Source organism: Pseudoalteromonas sp. SWYJ118, from assembly GCF_015864505.1.
GTDB lineage: Bacteria > Pseudomonadota > Gammaproteobacteria > Enterobacterales > Alteromonadaceae > Pseudoalteromonas > Pseudoalteromonas arctica.
The window spans coordinates 121,658-144,442 of record NZ_JADYXC010000008.1; the positions used below are offsets into that span (position 1 = coordinate 121,658).

Genomic DNA, 22,785 nt, shown 5'->3' on the forward strand with positions numbered 1-22,785 from the left:
TATGAGTAATCCAAATAACGTATCGCTGAATATTAACCACGAGCTTGAATTTATTGATGGTCAAGCGCTTAATATTCCAACCCTTAGTATTTTAACTGAGGACGGCGACATTCATCCTAGTGCAACCGCACCTGACATTTCAAAACATACCGCTATTAAGTTATATGAAACAATGCGTTTTATACGTTTGTTAGATGAACGTATGCAAGGCGCGCAGCGCCAAGGCCGTGTTAGTTTTTATATGCAATGCCTAGGCGAAGAAGCCGCAGTTACAGCCTCTGCTGCTGCACTGGATCAAGACGATATGATCATGGCTCAATATCGTGAACAGGCAGCCCTGCATTATCGTGGCTTTACTCTTGATCAATTTATGAACCAAATGTTTTCAAATGAATTGGATTTAGGCAAAGGCCGTCAAATGCCAATTCATTATGGGTCTAAAGCGCTAAACTACATGACGATTTCATCGCCATTGGGTACGCAAATACCACAGGCAACGGGTTATGCATATGGCCAAAAAATAAAGCACATCGACGCTAAAACAGGCGAGCTTGCCAGCACAATTGATAATGTGACTATTTGTTACTTTGGTGAAGGTGCTGCATCTGAAGGTGACTTTCATGCCGGTTTAAATATGGCCGCTGTTCACAAAGCGCCGGTTATATTTTTTGCACGTAATAACGGCTATGCCATATCTACCCCTGCTGATGAGCAGTTTAAAGGCGACGGTATTGCGTCGCGTGGTGTGGGTTATGGCATTAAAACAATTCGTGTTGATGGCACAGATGCACTTGCTGTTTATGCGGCAACTAAAAAAGCACGCGAAATAGCCTCAACACAAGGTGAACCTGTACTTATTGAATCGATTGCTTATCGTTTGGGTGCGCACTCTACGTCAGACGATCCAAGTGGTTATCGCTCTAAAGATGAAGAAGCGAATCATCAAACGTGTCCTATTGATAAATTTAGAAAATGGCTGGTCAAGCAAGACTGGTTAAACGAAGAAGACGATATAAAAGCAAAAGAGTCGATTCGTGAAGAAATTTTAGCAGCGCTTAAACGTGCTGAAGTTGTTGCAAAGCCCGCTTTAGAAGAACTGGTATCTGACGTTTACGATACACCAATTCCATTACTGCAACGCCAGTACGAGCAACTAAAAGAACATATAAAACAGCATCCAGATGCTTACCCAGTAACCGCAGGGAGAATTAAGTAATGGCTAAAATGAACATGCTCCACGCAATTAACTCTGCTCTCGATATTACGATGAATGAACACCCTCAAGCCTGTATTTTTGGTGAAGATGTTGGTTACTTCGGTGGTGTATTTAGAGCAACATCGGGCTTGCAAGAGAAGTACGGTAAACATCGTGTTTTTAATACGCCTTTAACCGAGCAAGGTATTTTAGGTTTTGCTAATGGTTTAGCTGCTTTTGGTGCGCCTGCATTGGCAGAAATTCAATTTGCTGATTATATTTTCCCAGCGTTTGATCAAATAGTAAATGAAGCCGCTAAATTTCGTTATCGCAGTGGTAATGAATTTAATGTCGGTAACTTAACTATTCGTACACCTTATGGTGGCGGTATTGCCGGTGGTTTATACCATTCACAATCACCCGAGGCGTATTTTGCGCACACACCTGGTTTGAAAGTAGTTGTACCGCGTAACCCTTATCAAGCTAAAGGTTTATTACGTGCATCAATTAAAGATGATAACCCGGTCATATTTTTTGAGCCTAAGCGTTTATATCGTGCATCAATTGGCGAAGTGCCAGAAGAAGATTATAGTATTGAATTAGGCACGGCTGAAGTAGTACAAGAGGGGGCCGATATTACGCTTTTAGCGTGGGGTGCTCAAATGGAGATTATTGAAGATGCAGCAAAGCAAGCAAGTGAGCAAGGTATAAGCTGTGAAGTTATTGATCTTCGTAGTATTTTACCATGGGATGTTGAAACGATTGCTAAATCGGTTATTAAAACCGGCCGTTTAATCGTGAGTCATGAAGCGCCTATAACCAATGGCTTTGGTGCAGAGATAGCCGCGACAATACAACAAGAGTGTTTCTTGCATTTAGAGTCGCCAATTTTACGTGTATGTGGTCTAGATACGCCATACCCGCTGGCACTTGAAAAAGAATACGTACCGGATGCACTAAAAGTGTTGGCTGCAATTAAACAATCAATGGATTTTTAGGGGTTACCATGGCTAAAGATTTTATATTACCCGATATTGGTGAAGGCATTGTTGAATGCGAAGTAGTTGAATGGCTAATACAAGAAGGCGATACCGTATCTGAAGATCAGCCAATTTGCGATGTTATGACAGACAAAGCATTAGTACAAATTCCGGCAGTGCATGATGGCGTTATTTCAAAGCTATATTATCTAAAAGGTGAGATTGCTAAAGTACATGCCCCTTTATTCGCTATGGATGTAGCAGGTGAAAGCATTAGCAATGAAGTAGTACAAGAGCCAGTACAAGCTGAAAATAAAACTAATGATGCAGCTGATGTGGTTGAGGACTTTATATTACCGGATATTGGTGAAGGTATTGTTGAGTGTGAGATTGTTGATTGGTTAGTTGCTGAAGGCGACGAAATAGAAGAAGACCAAGCGGTTTGTGACGTAATGACCGACAAAGCATTAGTACAAATTCCGGCAAAATATACAGGCACAGTAAAAAAACTATATTACCAGAAAGGTGAAATAGCAAAAGTACATAGCCCGTTGTTTCAAATGACAATTGCAGGCAGTGCAGCAAAACCAAATGTTGATATAAACCAAGCGGTCGTAAAGGCTCAAACTAATGCCGTCGCTGAAAAAGTTGCCCCTGTTAAAACACAGCAAACTGCTAAAGTTATCAATCAAAAAGCGGTTGCATCACCTGCGGTTCGTCGTAAAGCACGTGAGCTAGATGTTGATTTAACCTGTGTACCAGGTAGTGGTAAAAATGGACGTATTTACAAGCAAGATATTGAAGAGTTTGTAAAAGGCGAAGTGCCAAATACTATTGATACTTCACCGCTTAATAGCGATGCTTCTCAAAGTGCAGTACAAAACCAAACACAGAATCAAAGCGGTGGCGTACGAGTAGAGCAAATTAAAGGTATTAAAGCGGCCATGGCCAAGCAAATGGTAGCTTCGGTTTCAACTATTCCGCACTTTACGTTTAGTGATGAAATAGACTTAACACAGCTTATAGCTTTGCGTAGCGCTTTAAAAGAGCAGTATAAAGCACAAGGCGTTAAGCTCACCATGATGCCATTTTTTGTAAAAGCACTCTCGCTAGCAATGAAAGAGTACCCTGTACTTAATTCAAAAGTGAACGATGAATGCTCAGAGCTTACCTATTATAACGATCATAATATCGGTATAGCGGTTGATTCTAAAATTGGCTTGTTAGTGCCTAATATTAAATCGTGCCAGAGTAAAAGCATTGTTGATGTGGCAAATGATTTAACCCGTTTAACTCATTCTGCGCGAGAAGGCCGTGTTGCACCCGATGATTTAAAAGGTGGGACAATTAGCATCTCTAACATTGGTGCTATTGGCGGCACTATCGCGTCCCCTATAATTAATAAACCAGAAGTGGCTATTGTTGCGCTAGGTAAACTGCAGCATCTACCGCGTTTTGATGAAAGTGGGCAGGTTGTGAGTAAAGCTATTATGCAAGTGAGCTGGTCTGGCGATCATCGCGTTATTGATGGCGGCACTATTGCTCGCTTTAATAACCTATGGAAATCGTACTTAGAAAACCCATCGGCAATGATGATGGCTATGAGTTAATAGCTAAATTGTTAATATGTAATAAAAACCAGCTTTTAGCTGGTTTTTTGTTTTAATGTCAGCTGTTTTTAATTAAGATACAAATGTTACTAAAAAGTAATAAAGTTAACCCCGTTAGGGAATATAAAAAATAACACTAAGGAAATTTCATGGAACATTATATGAACGCGTTGCGTAGCTACGCAGATTTTTCAGGCCGTAATCGTCGTAAAGCATTTTGGATGTTTATGCTAATTAATATTATTTTTTCGCTTTTAACAAGTGTTATAGATGGTATTACAAACACAATGTTCGTAAGCTCAATATATAGCTTAGCTTTATTGATCCCTCAATTGAGTGCGGGTGCACGTCGTTTACACGATACAGGCCGTTCAGGATGGTGGCAGCTACTTTGGTTAGTGCCAGTAATCGGCTGGATTGTTTTAATTGTTTTCCTTGCTCAAGATTCACACGAAGGCGAAAATGATTTTGGTCCAAATCCAAAAGAATTAGCAGTAGAACCTGCAACTTTATAAGTAAGAATAACTTAACATGTTAAAAGCTCAGCAATTGCTGAGCTTTTTTGTGTTTTTTAAATCTCATTTTTTAAATTTCAGCAAAAAAATACAACCCATAACCAACTATTAATGCGGGAATAGATGTATAAAGTGTAGCTATAACTGCAGCTTTGGGCGCCATTGCTATTGCTGGAAATAACGCATCACCATCGTTAGAAATTGCGTTTCCTGCTAAAGCACTAAAGGGAATAATGCCTTGAATATAAAGCGTTGTAACAATTATTTGCGGGCCACAGCCGGGTAAAAATCCAATAAGCACTGCAATTAATGGGGCTAAATAGGCGTAATGTACAAACCACGTTTTTAAATCAAGTCCTGCAATATTAACCAAAATCTCAAATAGCATAAAAGAGGCTACAACCCATGCCGTTACAAAATGGGTATCTTGTAATACTTTTATTATTTTAGAAGGGGGGTTACATGCATCGTCTTCTGACGTTACTTCTTGATAGCTTTCACCTCTTGACGAAAGTGCCCAAATACTAACAATAAATAAAGCCATTAATGCACCAAATAGCGTAATTACAGTACTTGTGCTTGAACCAAACTGTGAAAAATCAACATTAAACGCAATCAAAAAGGCAATTATAAGGCTTGGGATAATTGCTGCCATCCAAACCGGTTTGCTGATTTTAATAATGTTAGTTGAGAGTATTTTAATTTGGTGGTTTTGTTCTTGCGCTGTTGGGCGTAAAAAGTCTTTTTTGTGTATTGTATTAACCAGTAAACCACTGAATGTACCCACAACTAACCCTATTCCCATAATTAACAAGCCTTCAGTAGGGCGGGTAGCAAGTAATAAAAATGCTGCATCTCCCATTGTAGCTGTTAGCACAGCAACAATAGCACCAAAGCTTGCTTGGCCTTTTGTAAATTGAGTAACCACAATAATAGCGCCACCACAGCCAGGTAATGCACCTAAAACCGCTGCAAAGCTAATTTCTAAAATAGGGGACTTGGCACTTAAATAACTAAGCTCTAATTGAGGTAAGTGTTCTATAGCGTAGTAATAAATTAAAAGGGTAGCAGCAACAAACACACTCACTTGAAAAAATGCATCACTCAGTGCGGTCATTGTTATTTCGCGTAATTGCGGTATTGCAAGGCAAGTTAAAATAAATAAAGGCAGCAGTAAGCGTTTATTTTGGCTCAAAAATCGTTTTGAGGCAGGAGTAATAAAACCAATGTGAGGGAGTGAAATCATACAATGCGACCTAATAAATTAACTAGGTCACACTGTATATTTTAATTAAATGATAATCAATATCATTTACATCTATTTAAATCGATTACTCACTTTGAATTTTTCGATAAGTAAACTCAAATAAGGCTACTTACGCTGAAATTCAGAGTTTGTATTCCATGTTGGCCACTGTTCTGTTTCAGAAATATCAAAACCTACTTTATAAAATAATTGTAAGTCTTGAACAGCACCCGATAAATCCCATTCATCACGGTAGCGGTCGCACGGTTGATGGTAACAACCGCGAAGTACTAAGCTCATGCGTTTACGATAATTAGCTGTTTCTTCATCAGCAGCCACAGTTCCACCGCCTGCATACATTGCCGGAATACCCATATTTGCAAATGCAAAGTGATCAGAGCGGTAGTAACCACCCGATGATGGTTTAGGATCGCCAGATATTGTTCTGCCTTGCTCTTTAGCTGCATTAGTTAAAAACTCATCCATTTGAGATTTACCAATACCAACCACGTTCATATCTTTTACTTTGCCTAATAAATTTAAGCTATCCATGTTTATGTTAGCGACTGTTTTATTCGCTGCAATCACAGGATTTGCCGCATAGTATTTAGACCCTAATAAGCCTTGCTCTTCAGCAGTTACCGCTAAAAAGGTCATCGAGCGGCTAGGATGCTTAGGTAATTTAGTAAAAGCTTCAGCTACTTCAATAAGACCCGCTGTACCCGTTGCATTATCGTGAGCACCGTTATAAATTTGATCGCCTTTACGTGTTTTATCTGTGCCTAAGTGATCCCAATGAGCTGAGTAAATAACATGCTCATCTGGTTTTTCACTACCAGGTAAAGTGGCGATAAAGTTATATGACACCGATTTTTTAATCGTGTTTTTAATAGTAACAGAAGCAGTTAAATCGCCCATATCAACATGGTAAGCACCTTTGGCAGCATTCGTTTTAACGGTATCAAAATCTAAACCTGCTTTAGTAAAGAGCTCTTTTGCTACGTCAGTTGTAACCCAGCCTTCAACAGCTACACGGTCCATGTTGTTGTTTTCTTTTTGAAAACCAAACTGCTCGCCGCTCCACGAGTTTTCAACAACCGACCACGGATAAGATGCAGGTGCTGTTTCATGAATGATAATTGCACCTGCGGCACCACGGCGACTCGCTTCTTCGTATTTATATGTCCAACGCCCATAATAGGTCATCGCGTCGCCAGTAAATAAAGCAGGGTCTTTTGTTGCAAAACCCGGATCGTTAACCAGCATTACAACCGTTTTGCCCTTAACGTTTAAACCTTCGTAATCATTCCAATTGTATTCAGGTGCATTAACGCCGTAGCCCACAAATACAAGTTCAGAGTTTTCTATGCTTTCTTGAGCACTTATCCGACTGCTACCCATAACCATGTCTTTTTTGTATTGGTAGTCTTTACCGCCAATACTAAGCACCATGTTCGAATCAGCTTCTAAAGAAACTAATGGCACTTCTTGTAAGTAACTGTCGCCATTACCTGGTTTTAAACCTAAAGCTTTAAACTGCGCAGTTAAATAATCAAGCGTTAGCTTTTCGCCTGGTGATGAAGGAGCACGACCACCAAATTCGTCCGATGCAAGTACTTTTACATGTTTAGCCAGTTCATCAGCTTGGATACTGTTATAACCATTTGTTACATCAGTAGGTGTAATACTTGTTGTTGCGCAACCTGCTAAAACAGCGGTAGCGAGGAGTGTGAGAGAGAAATAATGTTTCATGTCAGCTCTTTTTTTGTTTTAAGTTGTGATTAGTATATTAACTTCTATTAAGTAGAACCAGTTTTTGCGGTAAACTTCTCGTAAATTATAGGCATAAATTGTTAAAGGTTTAAATGAAGCGTTTTACTCCCCCCGAGCAGTGGCAAATCAGTAGTTTAGAAACAGGTGCATTTGCGCATTTACGTGAGCTGTTTAAAGTTAACGAACTAACAGATTGGCCGGCGCCGCAGTGGTTTTCTCCATTTTTAACCGCTATTAATGCGAATAATATTCCTATTACTTTTGAAGATGATGCAAAGGTAGATTTTGGCGATCGTTATTACGAACAAGTTATTTTTGAAACGGGTGTTGTACCTACACGCAGTGAGAACTGGCATGACTTATTTGGTGGCTTTATTTGGTGTTTATTTCCTAAAACTAAAGCACTTATAAACCAGCGGCATGTACAAGATATAGCTGAACATGGATTACAACAGCGTACCAAACATCGTAATGCATTAACGCTCTTTGATGAATGTGGTGTTGTATTAGCTATAAGTGAGAGTAAATGGCAGCAGTGGCTTTGCGATCATCAATGGAAAACAGCATTTGTTGAACACAAACATGAGTGGGGTAAAACAATAAAACCTTTTATGTTTGGCCATGCTAATTATGAAATGCTCACCAAACCTTATATAGGTTTAACGGGTAAAGCATTGTTTGTTTGTGTACCGGATGAAATATTTTGTAAAGATTTAGTTACTCAATATCAGTACCTAGACCAAGCCCTTTATGAGATGATTAATACAGATAACTGCTTAGCCGATAACAAACAGCTTTCACCACTGCCTTTATTAGGTGTGCCAGGCTGGCATGACGAAAACAAAGACGACTCTTTTTACAACAATACAGATTATTTTAGAGCGAAACGAAGGATACGAACATGATAGAAGTTGCTGGGCTTAAAAAGAAATTTAAGCTAACTAAAGATCACAAAAAAAATAAAATAGACGACATCGACCCTCGTGAAGATAAAGATTATTTTCACTCAGTACGAGATGTGAGTTTTAGCTGCGCAAAGGGTGAAGTACTTGGATTGCTAGGCCCAAATGGTGCGGGTAAAACAACTACACTTAGAATGATTTCAACCGCGTTAAAGCCCGATGAAGGCTCAATAACAATTGCCGGAAACGACATTGTAAAAAAACCGCTACTGGGGCGTAAGTCTATCGGTTTTTTATCGGGCTCTACCGGTTTGTATGGCCGCTTAACTGTAAAAGAAAACATAGAGTATTTTGCAAAGCTCCACGGTATGAGCAAAAGCGATATTGCATCGCGTTGTGATGAGCTATTTACATTGCTTGATATGCATAAGTTTGTAGATAAACGCGCAGAAAACCTATCAACAGGTATGAAGCAAAAAGCAAATATAGCGCGTGCTGTTGTGCATCGCCCAGCAGTTGTTGTGCTTGATGAGCCAACAACGGGTCTCGATATAATGACCACGCAAACCGTTATTCAATTTATTAAGGGTTTAAAGGCGCAAGGTACTCCTGTTATTTTTTCTACCCATCATTTAGATGAAGTTGCACTTTTATGTGACCGAGTAGCTGTAATTAACGAAGGTATTAGCTGCTTTGACGGAACAGTAGATGAATTTAAACAAGCAGGTAATAGTGATGAGCTTAATCAAGCGTTTATGAACATATTAACGGAGAAACATGATGTTTGAGGTATTTAAAAAGGAATTAAGAGAGTTATTACGCGACAAAAAAACGCTATTATTTGTTGTTGCGCTTCCTGTCGCTATATTTCCGTTATTGTTTGCCGTAATGGCATTTATAAGCTCACAAGCAGCAATGGACGCAGAACAAAAAGTAAATACGTATGCCATTATTAATGGTGAATATGCACAAGAATTTACTGATAAAGTGTTTTATCACAAAAGTTTTGAGCTTTATAAAGGGGCTAAAACCTTTAATAACATTGAAGAGCTTAAAGCTGGTGTTATAGCTGGCGATATTGATATGGGTATTTATTTACCAAGCCATGCTGAGCAAACACTAGATAATGGTGAACAAAGTCAGTGGCAGGTTGTTTTTAACGATTCAAAATCTATTAACTTTTTATTCGAACGCGTCAAAGAGCTAGCAAAAGAATACAGTGACGTACTGCAAACTCAAAAGCTAATCAGTTTTGGTATTGAAGAGTCTGTTCAAAAATCTATTCTTAACCCAATTGAAGTAATTAAGGTGGATACAGCCGATAAACGTGAAAACCTTGGCGAAAAAATTGGCGGTTTTTTACCTTACTTACTTATACCATTAGTACTAATGGGGGCTACTTATCCCGCTATTGATTTAGGCGCTGGCGAAAAAGAACGCGGCACGCTAGAAACACTCCTACTTACACCTATTACGCGTACAGAGCTGGTGCTTGGTAAATTTATAACTTTGTTAACTACATCCATTGCCTCCACAACCATAACGGTCTTAAGTATGGGCTGCTGGATAGCACTGGCGTTAGCATTTGCCGATCTAGATTTTATTAAAGCGGCATTTAGTACATTAGCGGTAACCGATTTACTGATGATATTTGTATTGCTACTGCCTGTGGCTGCTATATTTTCGGCTTTGGCACTGGCTATATCTATTTATGCACGTACGTTTAAAGAAGCACAAAACTATATGGCCCCCTTAAGTATGGGCGTGTTTTTCCCTATTATTATTTCAATAATGCCAAATATGGAGCTTACTGCTAAAACAGCATTCATTCCTGTTACAAACGTGGCTTTAGCAATTAAAGAAATAGTAAAAGGGACTGTTGATTACACATTTGTAGGCTTAATATTTTTAGCAACTGCAATCATTGCAGCCGGACTACTGGCATTTTGCGTTAAATGGTTTAACAGAGAAGATGTGCTGTTTAGATAATAATATAGATTTAGCACTCTAAAAATATATAAAAGGTAGCATTGGCTACCTTTTATATTTTAAAGGAATGATTGCTTGAAAAAACTATTTTATAAGCTGCGTGAGTCGATATGGGTACTCTCATTCATTTATAATTCATATAGAGAGAGTGCTCTAAATAAAACTAATGATTTAGTCTTTTTATTATAAAAATTATAACGATAACCGATTAGTTAGGTGGTCCAATTCTTTCGTTAATGCTCTATACTAATAACAATAAAAATTTATGGTGAAGGTAAATGTTGAAAAAGAATAATTTTTTGAATGTGACAAAAAATAATAGACTAATGCTCGTTGCAACAATAATATTTGTTCTTATAGCTTTACCATCTCTGTATTTGTTTGACCAAAAAGTAAGAAGTGATGTTTATAATTCAGCCCAAATAGAATTAAAACGTGAGCTTGAAACAAAAAGCCTTTCACTAAAAAACCATCTTAAAGATAGTGTTACCGCTATTCGCTTTTTAGACGCAACGCCCCCGATTAAAGGCATTACTCGCGCCACTGAAAACAAGAAAATAGATCCCCTGTTAGGCACGCACATCGACGTTTGGGAAGAGCGCTTAGCGAGTATTTTTAGTGGTTTTATGCGCACAGACGACAGCATACTTCAGGCTCGCTATATTATTCTCGCAGATGGTGGGCAAGAAGTTGTCAGGGTTGATAGAAACCAACTCGGAGAAATTAATCGACTGCAAGGTCTGCAATTACAAAAGAAAGGCCAACGCGATTACATGATAAAAGCGAGTATGCTCGATAATAAAAGTGTTTATATTTCTCCAATTAACTACAACCGTGAAAATGGGCAGATACAAGAACCTTATATAAGTACTTTTCGTGTAGCTAAGCCTGTTTTTGATGAAAAAAATAAAATTTTTGCAATATTAGTCACTAACTACTTTGCTGATAAATTAATAAAAAGTTTAACGGTTGAATCTCCACAAGGAACACAAATTTACCTAATGAATAATGAAGGTGAATTTTTATATCATCCAAACTCTCAATTACGCTTCGGTTTTGAATTTAATAAAGCAAAAACATGGACTGAAGAATTTTCCACTGCAAGCACAATGGCAGAGCAAGGCACTTTACCGCTAAGTAATTACCCAATTGCTTACACGTTAAAAAAACGTATTTCGTTTGATGGTGATATTGCGATGTTACCTTTAGAGCTTGGTGTAAGTGTTGATACTAAAACGTTGTTTGCAAAGGTGAACGAAAGGCGTCAAAACTTTATTGCAATGCTAGTGGTATTCTTTAGCGTATTTTTAGTTATTGCCTTTTTATACCAACGTTTTATAAACCGTAAGTTGTTAATTAATTCTCTAAAAGAGCAAAACAATAAAGTAATAGAAAATTCTTTGGATGCTATTTTTACAATTGAGCAAAACGGCGAAATTGTTCACTTTAATAATACAGCTAAAGAGGTTTTCGGTAATTCAATCTCAGGCACTAGCCCTGACTTTGTTTCTTTATTTAACTTAAATGAAGCCGATAATAACTGTATAGAAGAGACTATTTCAAACGGATCAAAAATGCCGTTTGAAGCTATCTACACAGATGGTTATGGCAACAAACAATACTTTTCAATTACACTCAGTAGTATTTTTGATGTCTACAATAACCGTTATCAGGTAGCGGCTATTTTAAGAAATATTAGCTCATTAAAAAATACTCAATCAGAGCTTGAAGGCTTAAACAGTACTTTAGAGCTAAAAGTATCACAAAGGACTGTTGAGCTAGAGCGAGCAATTGATCAAGCATTAGCAGCGAGCCAAGCAAAAAGTGACTTTGTAGCAAATATATCTCACGAAATACGCACACCGATGAATGGCGTTTTGGGTATGCTTGAAATGCTCAAAGAAGATGGCTTAAGTGAACAACAATACCATTACTTAAAATTAGCTAATAGTAGTGCTAACTCTCTGATGAATTTGATTAACGATATTCTCGATTTTTCTAAAATAGAAGCGGGTAAGCTTGATATTGATAATCATACATTTGATGTTGTTACAGTATGTAGCGATATGATTAGCTCTTTAGCGTTACAGGGCCAGCGCAAAGGTCTTGAAGTGTTTTTAGATACAAAAGATGTAGTAGATAGAATGGTTATTGGCGACAGCCATCGACTTAAACAAATTTTAATTAACTTAGTTAATAATGCATTTAAATTTACTCACCGAGGTGAAGTAAGTTTAACTGTCGGCTCTAAGTACATTACCGACTCAAAGTTATTAATGAGCTTTACAATAAAAGACACGGGAATTGGTATAGCGCCAGAGAACATAGACAAACTATTTGAAGTGTTTACACAAGAAGATTCAAGTACAACCCGCCATTTTGGTGGTACAGGCTTAGGCTTATCTATATGTAAAAAACTTGCTCAGTTAATGGGTGGTAATATTACGGTTATAAGTGAAAAGGGTGCTGGTAGTACCTTTACCGCAACAGTTGAGCTACATGTAGCACAAGAGAAAAAATTAAACACAGGTATTGAGCTTGCTACAAGTATTAACGTAGCGGCATTAATAGCGCGCGATAACGTTTATAAAAACGTGTGCGATTTATTGCTACTAACCTGTAAAGTAAATGCAGAAAACATTGTAAGACTCGACTACTTTAGTGAGCATAAAGAGTTTGAAGCTGACTTATTATTGATTGACGATGAGCATCCTCAAATTGATGCGTTAATTGATTACTGTAAGCAGTTTAATAAAAAGTACGTCTTAATTTTACGCGACATGGTGACCGATAAACCGACTAAAATGATATTACCTGAGGGTAGCCACATTCTAAATAAACCGCTTACCCAAGATCAATTTAGCTATAAGTTAGCCAGCTTATTTGGTGCCAGTAATGATTGTATTATAGCGCCACCAAAAGGCTTAACAGAAGAACAAGTAGAGCCTGATTTGTCTGCTTATCATATATTATTAGTAGACGATAATATGATTAATATTGAAGTTGCTAAGGCGATTTTAAAACGCACTAAAGTAAAAATCACCTGTGCATCAGACGGTGTAGAAGCATTAGAAGCATTGAGAGAAAACACAGAGCAAGCTTTTGATGTTATTTTAATGGATTGCCAAATGCCTAATTTAAATGGCTACGATACAACAAGTGAAATCAGAAATAGTAAGGCCGGGGTAGACTACACTTACATACCTATTATTGCTATGACAGCAAGCGCAATGGAAGGTGATAGAGAACGTTGTTTAACTGCAGGCATGAACGACTATATTACTAAACCAATCAAACCAAGAACGCTGAAAGATAAGTTAATCACCTGGCTAAGTTAATCGTTATTAGATGAGAATCAGCTGCTTATGCAGCTGATTTTTTTGGTTTAGCATCCGTTGATATATTTAACCTTGTTATGTCGGCGCTATCGAGTACGGTTTGTGTGTCTGACCAATGTAGTAATTCAATTTTTCCATCTTGCTGCTCTACCAGCGCCGTACAACTCTCAATCCAGTCTCCATCGTTACAATACATAATTCCGTCATCTACTTTTATTTTGGGATGATGAATGTGTCCACAAATAATACCGTCTACGTTTTGCTTTTTAGCTTCATGAATTGCGGCATCTTCGAAGGCTTTAATTGCTTCACGTGCTTTGTGTACGCGAGCTTTTATCCATGATGCAAGCGAGTAGTAATTACCACCAAATAGCTTTCGAATACGATTGGTCCAGCGGTTTAAAAATAATAAAAAGTCGTACCCTGCATCACCTGCGATACTAATAAGTTTGTTATAGCGTGTCGCGGAATCAAAGTCATCACCGTGTACGAGTAAAAAACGTTTATTAGCTTTAGTGGTGTGAATAAATTGCTGGTGGATTTCAATACCAAATAACGTTTGATTTATATAGTTTCTAAACGTTTCGTCATGATTACCGGGAATATAAATGACGCGTGTACCGCTAGCTGCTTTTTTTTGTATAGAGTTTAATACTTGATAATGCGAAGGGTGCCAATAAAACTGACGTTTCATTGACCATAAATCAATAATATCACCCACTAAATAAAGTGTGTCGGATTCTACCGAGTTTAAAAAATCGAGTAAGTAATCTGCTTTACAGTCTTTGTAACCTAAATGAACATCAGATATCCAAATAGCAGGGTAGTGTTGCTTCTTAGTGTTTGCGCCATTACTCATTTTCATTCCCTAAAGTATCGAGTGTAATAGTTAAATAACCTGAACTCTGGTTAAGAGATTTACTAAGGTATTGAATCATGGTGATATTTAAATTTATTTTCTCTAGCCAGAGATTTTCAGTGAAAACAAGGCGAATTTACGCGTCAATAGCGAGCCTATTGCAAGTAAATTCAACGCAGTTAGCGCTGAAAATAGCTGCTCGAGATAGATTTATTATCCAGAGTTCAGGTTAAATACTTTAGGGAATAAAAATGACAATTATACGACAGTAATACTAAAGCTAAATGACACATGTAAAATTTAGATATAAAAAAACCGCTTTTAAAAAGCGGTTTTAAAATTACTTATAAGTATTTTTAGCTTAACCTTTAACGGCTGCTTTAATTGCATCAATTGCTGTATCGATATCAATCATTAGCTTTTCACCTGTACGGCGGTTTTTAAGCTCAATTTTGTTTTCGTCAAGGTTACGCTCACCAATTACTAGCGTAAATGGCACACCAATGAGTTCCATATCGTTAAACATAACACCAGGGCGCTCTTTACGGTCATCAAATAACACATCAAGACCTGCATCTTTTAAACCTTGGTAAAGGTTATTTGCAATATCAGGAATACGATGCGATTTGTGCATGTTCATTGGAACAATTGCTAAATCGAATGGCGCGATTGATTTTGGCCAAATGATCCCGTATTGATCGTTGTTCTGCTCAATAGCAGCAGCAACAATACGTGAAACACCAATACCGTAACAACCCATAGTCATGGTTTGGTTTTTACCACCTTCGTTTAATACACCCGCTTTCATCGCTTCTGAGTATTTAGTGCCAAGTTGAAAAATATGACCTACTTCAATACCACGTTTAATTTGTAAAACGCCTTGGCCACATGGGCTCATATCGCCTTCAACAATATTACGAATATCAGCAACTTCGTAATCAGTTACGTCACGATCCCAGTTAATACCGCTGTAATGCTCGTCGTCTTTATTTGCACCGGCAACAAAATCAGCAAGTATGTTAGCTGCTCTATCAACAATAATAGGCATTGATAAGCCGACAGGACCTAATGAGCCAGGTTTTGCGCCAATAGCAGCAACAATATCTGCCTCTGTTGCCATTTCAAGCGGAGAGTCTACTAATGGGTGCTTTTCAGCTTTTAGTTCATTTAATTCGTGATCGCCACGCAGTACTAAAGCTACTAAACCGCGTACTTCGTTTTCATCAGGCGTACCATAAACAATTAACGTTTTAACACCGCGATGTGGCTTAACACCGTAGTGTTTTTTAAGCTCGTTAATCGTTTTAGCGTCAGGAGTTGGAAACGCTTTAAGCTCTTTTGATGCTTCAGGGCGAGGCTCGCTTGGTGCCAGTGCTTCTGCTTTTTCAATATTAGCGGCGTAATCACTGCCATCACTAAACGCGATTGCATCTTCGCCCGACTCAGCAAGTACATGAAACTCGTGCGATACGCTACCACCAATAGAGCCTGTATCGGCTATAACAGGGCGGTAATCAAGGCCTAAACGCTCAAAAATATTACAATATGCTTTGTGCATCGCTTGATAAGTCGCATCTAAACACTCTTCACTTAAGTGAAAAGAGTAGGCATCTTTCATTGTAAACTCACGAGCACGCATTACACCAAAGCGAGGACGACGTTCGTCGCGTACTTTAGTTTGTACTTGGTATAAAGTAACTGGTAATTGCTTGTAGCTGCTTATTTCTTTACGTACGAAATCAGTTATTACTTCTTCGTGTGTTGGGCCAAGTGCAAACGTACGGTTATGACGGTCTGTAAAGCGCATAAGCTCAGGACCAAATTCATTCCAACGGCCAGACTCTTCCCACAAATCAGCAGGTTGAATAACAGGCATTAGCATTTCAATTGCACCCGCTTTGTCCATCTCTTCACGTACAATGTTTTCTACTTTACGTAGCACGCGTAAACCAGAGGGTAACCAAGTGTATAAACCCGAAGCGACGCGACGGATCATACCGGCTCTAAGCATTAACTGATGCGATACGATTTCAGCATCTGATGGCGTTTCTTTAAGTGTTGCGAGTATATATTGGCTTGTACGCATGTTTTTTCCGAAATAGAGTAATTATATTCTTTTAATAGAGCTTAAGTTTACCAGCGGATGCTTTTACACTAAAGCGCTAAGTGAGTTATTTAGTTTTTTTCTATGCTTGTTACTAAGTTATGTGCATCATTAACCTGCCAGCGAATATTAAAGTCATAGAGAGTCATCCCGTAGCTTTGCATTTCTTCTTTTTGTTTTTTATAAGCAGGGCGAGGATCTTGTTTTAAAACATTGGCTATAAAATCATGTAAGTCTGGGTATTGTGTTTGGGCATTAACAAACTCAATTGCCTGAGGGCTAAATTCAACCGTCATTTGTGTTTCAGGGCGCGTGTCAGCAAAGCCAGCACTTGCATCCGGCATAGAGTCTGAATACGGCAAATACGGTTTTATGTCAATAATCGGTGTGCCATCAAGTAAATCAATGCCAGCGAGTAATAAGCTAAGTTGTCCGTTTTTATATTCAATACCTTCAAGTTTTACGGCGCTCATTCCAATTGCGTTTGGTCTGAATGTAGCACGGGTCGCAAATACACCTTTTCGCTCATTGCCACCCAAACGAGGCGGGCGCACCATAGCAGAATAACCTTTATCAGCTGTTCCATGAAAACGAAATAACAACCAAATATGAGTAAATTCATCTAAACCACGTACAAACTCTTCGCGATTAAAATCGGGGGCAAATATAAGCTTTGCTTTAGCTTGTGGCACTAAACGTGGTTGCCTAGGTATAGCAAACTTTTGTTTATAAGGAGATTGAATGTGGCCAATAGCCGAAATGGTGTAATCGCTCATAGTACTCGGGTACAAATAAAATAGAGCGCTATTCTACCCGCATTTAGCATTTATGGCATTAATGTAAGCAAGTTTATTGCGTATACCAATTTTATTAAAAATATGATTATTCTACTGCATTAAATAGCGCACTTACTTTGTTAAAAATTATTCTTAGTTGACTGTATGGATGCAGGAGGTAGAACAATGCAGGGAGCAATTAGTGATAACAACTATATATTATAATTTTGCCTTGTTATTGCGCTATTTTCTTAGTGCTATAATAGAACACCTATTTAATGCACTTGGCATTATAGAGCAAACGGTTTAAAGTTTTTTATTAGACTGATTGGTTTATATTAATATATTTAAAAAGAGCCTAAAACAAAAAAGGTAAGCCCTTGGGCTTACCTTTTATACATGCTAAAGACTAATTAAAACATGTATTGAACTGATACAGACGCTACATCCATATCTGGGTCAATATCGTCATCAAGTTTATAGCGTTCGTACTCTAAACGAAACTGTACATTTGTTGTAAGCGCGTATTCAATACCAGCGCCGTAAAATGCATCACCACCATCTGTAGACGCTGATACGCCACCTACTGGTAAATCTTGTGTGTAATCTGCATCCCATTCAAGCCAACCGCCTTTTGCATACACAGAAAAGCTTTCTGTTATAGGGTAGCCCAAACGTGCGGCAAGCGATACGCCATCAATTTCAGCTTTGCTGTCTATATCACTTACTTCATCAAAGTTTTGATAAGCAAGCTCTAAGCTTAAGTACTCGTTAAATTGTGCACCAACGTAACCCTTAAGCATTTGTGCATCGTCGTCAAAGTCAGTGTCGTTGTCACTGTCTTCAAATTCAAAAGAATATTGACCGTAACCGATACCAGTATAAATACGTGGAGAATCGAAATCAGAAATGTCAGCGTGTGCTGCAGAGTTAAAACCCAGTGTTGCTAGTGCAATAGCTGAAAGAGAAAGTGTTTTAATCATTGAATAGCTCCTTTACAAAAAATAATCAAATGCTTGATTTCATTAATCAAACTTCAATTATCTACTTGCAGCGAGCGTGCCAATATTAAAATGAATTAAAAACACGCCTTAATTAATTCTTTTGTATTGGTTTTTACGGTGTTTAGCGTGTTTTATAATCAAAGTGAACTTTTGTGTAATTGAGTACTCTAAAATAAGTTGTATCTTTTACAAAGTATAATGAGTTTTTTACATAGCCTGACTTTATTTAAACTAGTAATTACACTGTATGAAGCAAGTTTTCTGTTTCAATTGCTATTTCTTTCATTTTTATAGCGTAATTTTCTAATTTAATATCTTCTTCTGTTACAGCTTTAAACGAAGGCACTTCTATTGGGTAGCCCGTTTCATCCATAGCAATAAAGCTGATAACACAATGATTTGTTTCAACCATATTTTGTGTTTTAGGATCGCCACAACGCACTTGTATAAATATTTGCATACTACTTCTACCCGTATGGGCAATTTTAGCTTCTACTTCGACTATTTGACCTACTAGAATTGGGCGTCTAAATTTAACACCCGCAACTGAAACCGTTACGCAGTAGTGACCACTCCAACCCGCAGCACATGCATAGCCTGCTTGGTCAATCCATTTCATGACGGCCCCACCATGAACTTTACCACCAAAATTAACATCGGTAGGCTCTGCTAAAAAACGAAAAACAACTTTTGACGACGGCATAGATAACACTCTTATTATTAAAACTACTATTAGCATAACGTAAAAAAGGGGCCGAAGCCCCTGCAATTTAGGATATGTTTATAATTTATATGTAAAAAAAGTGATTATATGTGTATATAACGCATAATTTAGTTACATATTAGGGTAGTTTGGCCCACCAGCACCTTCTGGGGTTACCCAAGTAATGTTTTGGCTTGGGTCTTTAATATCGCAGGTTTTACAGTGCACACAGTTTTGGGCGTTAATAACAAACTCTTTATTGCCTCCTATTTCTTGTACTTCGTAAACGCCTGCTGGGCAATAACGTTGTGCGGGTTCATCAAATTTAACTAGGTTTACGTTAATAGGAATTGACGCATCTTTGAGCTTTAAATGACAAGGCTGTGATTCTTCGTGGTTAGTATTTGATAAAAACACACTTGAGAGTTTATCAAAGCTAAGGTGTCCATCTGGCTTTGGGTACGCTATTTTGTCAGCGGCGTTAGCATCAACAAGGGTTGAATGATCGGGCGTATTATCTTTAAACGTAAAGGGTAAACCACCATTAAAAATGTTTTGATCAAGCGTGTTATACGCACCCCCTATAAACTTACCGAGTTTGTGCATTGCAGGGCCAAAGTTACGAGATTGATATAACTCTTTATATGCCCACGATTTCTCAAACGCAGTTTGATAATGAGTTAAATCGGTATTTGCCAACTCATTTTGCAATGCTTCAAAAATAACCTCAGCGGCAATCATTCCCGATTTCATTGCAGTGTGATTACCTTTGATTTTTGCAAAGTTAAGTGTGCCTGCATCACAACCAACAATTAAGCCACCCGCAAAATGCATTTTTGGTAATGAATGCAAGCCACCTTTAGCAATAGCACGTGCGCCGTAAGCAATACGTTCGCCACCTTCTAGTACGTCTTTAAATACTGGATGGTGCTTCATTCGCTGAAACTCATCGAACGGGCTTAAATGTGGGTTCGAGTAATTTAAATCAATAATCAATCCAACAACAACTTGGTTGTTTTCACTGTGATACATAAATGCACCACCATTAGTATCGCCGCTAAGTGGCCAACCTGTACCATGAACAACTTTGCCAAGCTCATGCTTACTTTCATCAATTTGCCAAATTTCTTTAAAGCCTAAACCGTAATGCTGCGGCGATGAATCTGCATCAAGTGCAAACTCATTAATTAGCTGCTTACCTAAATGACCTCGGCAGCCTTCTGCAAATATGGTGTATTTTGCACGAAGCTCCATACCTGGCATGTAACCGTCTTTTTCATTACCGTCTTTGTCGACACCCATATCGCCAGTAATAATCCCTTTTACTGCTTTATCTTCAATTATTAAAGAGTGAGCACTAAATCCTGGAAAAATCTCTACGCCTAAGCTTTCAGCTTGCTCTGCTAGCCATCGACATACATTACCCATAGATACAATGTAGTTACCATCATTATGAAATGTTTTTGGCGTAGCAAAGTGGGGGATTGATGTCGCTTTTTGCTCGTTATTAAACCAATAAATTTCATCGTTGGTTACTTTGGTTGTAACCGGTGCGCCAAGCTCCTGCCAATTTGGTAGCAGTTCATCCAAAGCTTTGGTTTCAAAAACAGCACCAGAGAGTACATGTGCACCCACTTCAGAACCTTTTTCGACTACGCAAATCATGCACTCTTGTTGTTTTTCTTGTGCTAGTTGCGCGAGTTTAATTGCACTTGAAAGCCCCGCAGGGCCAGCGCCAACAATTACTACATCAAATTCCATGGTTTCACGTTCGACCATAATAACCTCTTTATCTATGACGGACTTATTCGAATGTTTACTACGCATTTAAATAAGGTGTACAGCCTATTTTTAACCTTGCAAATTAAACGTTACAGACTGTGAATAGTTAAAGGTTATTTTAGGTTGACGTTTACGTCAACAGGAAGTAGTCTAATTTCATAAAATAAATAAGTTGACGTGCACGTTACCTTGTAGGTTTAAATAATTATGGAGTTCCTATGAAAGTTCTCGTACCAATAAAAAGAGTGATTGATTACAACGTAAAAGCACGCGTTAAAAGTGATAACAGCGACGTTGATTTAACTAACGTAAAAATGGCAATGAATCCGTTTTGTGAAATTGCCATAGAAGAAGCCATTCGCCTTAAAGAAGCTGGTACAGCCAGTGAAGTTATTGCTGTTACTATTGGTCCTAAAGCATCGCAAGAGCAATTACGCACAGCATTAGCACTGGGTGCCGACAAAGCCATTCACATCGAAACCGATGAAAAGCTCGAGTCACTCCATATTGCAAAGCTCTTGGCTAAAATTGTTGAGCAAGAGTCTCCTGAACTTATAATTTTAGGTAAACAGTCAATCGATTCAGATAATAATCAAACAGGTCAAATGCTTGCTGCGCTTACTAATCGTGGGCAGGGTACATTTGCATCCAAGGTTGTTATTGAAAATGGCAAAGTAAACGTGACCCGCGAAGTTGATGGGGGCCTGCAAACGGTAGCACTTAATTTACCGGCGGTTGTTACAACTGATTTACGCTTAAACGAGCCTCGTTACGCATCACTGCCAAATATTATGAAAGCCAAACGTAAGCCGCTTGAAGTAATAGCAGCTGATTCGCTTGGTGTTGATTTAACACCGCGTATTCAATTAATAAGTGTAGAAGAGCCAGCTAAACGTACCGCAGGAATTATTGTTGAAGACGTTGCACAGCTTGTAGAAAAATTAAAAACAGAGGCAAAGGTGATTTAAATGAAAACACTCGTAATTGCAGAGCACGACAACGGTGCCTTAAAACCAGAAACCTCAAAAACGATTAACGCTGCAGTAAAAATAGGTTTTCCTGTTGATGTGCTTATTGCAGGGAACAGCCTAAGCGCAATGAGCTCACAAGTGGCCAGCATTGATGGCGTAGCTAATGTTTTAGTTGCCGATAATAGTGTTTATGAACATCAGTTAGCTGAGAGCATGACCGATTTAGTTTTATCGCTTAGCGACACCTACAGCCACATTGTTGCAAGTGCAACGACAACAGGCAAAAACTTTATGCCACGTGTTGCTGCGTTATTAGATGTTGCGCAAATTTCTGAAATTATCGCAGTAGTGGACGCCGATACATTTAAACGTCCAATTTATGCAGGTAATGCAATCGCCACGGTTAAATCACTCGACAGTAAAAAAGTAATTACCGTACGTGCCAGTAGCTTTGATTTACAAGGTGAGCAATCAGCTGCTGCTATAACAAGCATTGATACAGTGTCTGATTCGCAATTAAGTAGCTTTGTAAGTGTTGAACAAACAGAGTCTGAACGACCTGAACTTACGGCTGCCACTGTGGTTATATCGGGTGGTCGCGGTATGCAAAACGGTGAAAACTTTGCACTACTTAATGGTATTGCCGACAAATTGGGAGCAGCCATTGGTGCGTCGCGCGCAGCAGTTGACGCAGGCTTTGTACCTAACGATATGCAAGTAGGGCAAACAGGTAAAATTGTAGCGCCTAATTTATACATTGCAGTAGGGATTAGCGGTGCTATTCAGCATTTAGCCGGTATGAAAGACTCAAAAGTAATTGTCGCGATTAATAAAGACCCTGACGCACCTATTTTTCAAGTTGCAGATTACGGGTTAGTGGCTGACTTATTTGAAGTACTGCCACAGCTCGAAAGTGCTTTATAGCGCTTAATTAAGCAAAATTTATTCTGGTTGAAAGCCGTGGTGCTCTTTGAGTGCTGCGGCTTTTTTATTCGGTAAATCAAAGACACAAAAAAACCAGCCAATTGGCTGGTTTTT

At 38.5% G+C, this 22,785-nt stretch carries 18 protein-coding genes; 10 read left to right on the forward strand and 8 right to left on the reverse strand.

From position 1 onward, the window contains the following. Position 1 precedes the first annotated feature (1 nt). The 4 genes from I6F48_RS10100 to I6F48_RS10115 all read left to right on the forward strand — a co-directional run bounded on the left by I6F48_RS10100 (position 2) and on the right by I6F48_RS10115 (position 4,300). A complete protein-coding gene (locus I6F48_RS10100) occupies positions 2–1,216 on the forward strand; it encodes a thiamine pyrophosphate-dependent dehydrogenase E1 component subunit alpha (protein WP_024596866.1) in 1,215 nt (404 codons plus the stop codon). After that, the gene (locus I6F48_RS10105) at positions 1,216–2,193 is read left to right on the forward strand and encodes an alpha-ketoacid dehydrogenase subunit beta (RefSeq protein ID WP_008171214.1); all 978 of its coding nucleotides are present in this window, start codon (positions 1,216–1,218) and stop codon (positions 2,191–2,193) included. The genes I6F48_RS10100 and I6F48_RS10105 overlap by 1 nt, the downstream gene beginning before the upstream one ends. 8 nt (positions 2,194–2,201) lie before the next feature. Continuing rightward, positions 2,202–3,785 carry a dihydrolipoyllysine-residue acetyltransferase gene (locus tag I6F48_RS10110; protein ID WP_197119331.1) on the forward strand — a complete coding sequence of 528 codons (1,584 nt, stop codon included), beginning with the start codon at positions 2,202–2,204 and terminating at the stop codon, positions 3,783–3,785. 149 nt (positions 3,786–3,934) lie between these two features. Beyond that, positions 3,935–4,300 carry a DUF805 domain-containing protein gene (locus I6F48_RS10115; RefSeq protein ID WP_197119332.1) on the forward strand — a complete coding sequence of 122 codons (366 nt, stop codon included), beginning with the start codon at positions 3,935–3,937 and terminating at the stop codon, positions 4,298–4,300. A gap of 70 nt (positions 4,301–4,370) precedes the next feature. Here I6F48_RS10115 and I6F48_RS10120 read toward each other — a convergent pair whose 3' ends face one another. Continuing rightward, complete coding sequence (locus I6F48_RS10120) at positions 4,371–5,546, reverse strand: putative manganese transporter (protein ID WP_197119333.1); 1,176 nt, start codon at positions 5,544–5,546, stop codon at positions 4,371–4,373. Positions 5,547–5,672: 126 nt separating this feature from the next. Next, positions 5,673–7,298, reverse strand: a complete 1,626-nt coding sequence (locus I6F48_RS10125) for a M28 family metallopeptidase (RefSeq protein ID WP_197119334.1) — start codon at positions 7,296–7,298, stop codon at positions 5,673–5,675. A gap of 113 nt (positions 7,299–7,411) precedes the next feature. Between I6F48_RS10125 and I6F48_RS10130 the strand changes: the two genes are divergently transcribed. The 4 genes from I6F48_RS10130 to I6F48_RS10145 all read left to right on the forward strand — a co-directional run bounded on the left by I6F48_RS10130 (position 7,412) and on the right by I6F48_RS10145 (position 13,548). Next, positions 7,412–8,224, forward strand: coding sequence for a DUF3025 domain-containing protein (locus tag I6F48_RS10130; RefSeq protein WP_165741322.1), 813 nt, complete (start codon positions 7,412–7,414; stop codon positions 8,222–8,224). Continuing rightward, entirely contained in the window at positions 8,221–9,009 is a 789-nt protein-coding gene (locus tag I6F48_RS10135) for an ABC transporter ATP-binding protein (RefSeq protein WP_007586825.1), read from the forward strand. The genes I6F48_RS10130 and I6F48_RS10135 overlap by 4 nt, the downstream gene beginning before the upstream one ends. Next, the gene (locus tag I6F48_RS10140) at positions 9,002–10,210 is read left to right on the forward strand and encodes an ABC transporter permease (RefSeq protein WP_008171197.1); all 1,209 of its coding nucleotides are present in this window, start codon (positions 9,002–9,004) and stop codon (positions 10,208–10,210) included. The genes I6F48_RS10135 and I6F48_RS10140 overlap by 8 nt, the downstream gene beginning before the upstream one ends. Before the next feature lie 278 nt (positions 10,211–10,488). Further along, a complete protein-coding gene (locus I6F48_RS10145; protein WP_197119335.1) occupies positions 10,489–13,548 on the forward strand; it encodes an ATP-binding protein in 3,060 nt (1,019 codons plus the stop codon). A gap of 25 nt (positions 13,549–13,573) precedes the next feature. Here the strand turns inward: I6F48_RS10145 and I6F48_RS10150 are convergent, their stop codons facing one another. The 6 genes from I6F48_RS10150 to I6F48_RS10175 all read right to left on the reverse strand — a co-directional run bounded on the left by I6F48_RS10150 (position 13,574) and on the right by I6F48_RS10175 (position 20,773). After that, complete coding sequence (locus tag I6F48_RS10150) at positions 13,574–14,407, reverse strand: UDP-2,3-diacylglucosamine diphosphatase (RefSeq protein WP_165741799.1); 834 nt, start codon at positions 14,405–14,407, stop codon at positions 13,574–13,576. 361 nt (positions 14,408–14,768) lie between these two features. Further along, on the reverse strand, positions 14,769–16,493 hold the full coding sequence (locus I6F48_RS10155; protein ID WP_165741928.1) for a proline--tRNA ligase: 1,725 nt from the start codon (positions 16,491–16,493) through the stop codon (positions 14,769–14,771). A gap of 89 nt (positions 16,494–16,582) precedes the next feature. Continuing rightward, complete coding sequence (gene tsaA / locus I6F48_RS10160) at positions 16,583–17,287, reverse strand: tRNA (N6-threonylcarbamoyladenosine(37)-N6)-methyltransferase TrmO (RefSeq protein WP_165741930.1); 705 nt, start codon at positions 17,285–17,287, stop codon at positions 16,583–16,585. 413 nt (positions 17,288–17,700) lie between these two features. Further along, positions 17,701–18,270, reverse strand: coding sequence for an outer membrane beta-barrel protein (locus tag I6F48_RS10165; RefSeq protein WP_007586810.1), 570 nt, complete (start codon positions 18,268–18,270; stop codon positions 17,701–17,703). Positions 18,271–18,529: 259 nt separating this feature from the next. After that, positions 18,530–18,994, reverse strand: a complete 465-nt coding sequence (locus I6F48_RS10170) for an acyl-CoA thioesterase (RefSeq protein WP_007586808.1) — start codon at positions 18,992–18,994, stop codon at positions 18,530–18,532. 132 nt (positions 18,995–19,126) lie between these two features. After that, positions 19,127–20,773: an electron transfer flavoprotein-ubiquinone oxidoreductase gene (locus tag I6F48_RS10175; protein WP_165741278.1), complete on the reverse strand. Its 1,647-nt coding sequence runs from the start codon at positions 20,771–20,773 to the stop codon at positions 19,127–19,129. A gap of 221 nt (positions 20,774–20,994) precedes the next feature. Between I6F48_RS10175 and I6F48_RS10180 the strand changes: the two genes are divergently transcribed. Together I6F48_RS10180 and I6F48_RS10185 are read left to right on the forward strand one after the other, a co-directional pair. Further along, positions 20,995–21,744, forward strand: a complete 750-nt coding sequence (locus I6F48_RS10180) for an electron transfer flavoprotein subunit beta/FixA family protein (RefSeq protein ID WP_165728683.1) — start codon at positions 20,995–20,997, stop codon at positions 21,742–21,744. Beyond that, on the forward strand, positions 21,745–22,671 hold the full coding sequence (locus I6F48_RS10185; protein WP_024589219.1) for an electron transfer flavoprotein subunit alpha/FixB family protein: 927 nt from the start codon (positions 21,745–21,747) through the stop codon (positions 22,669–22,671). Positions 22,672–22,785: the final 114 nt, after the last annotated feature.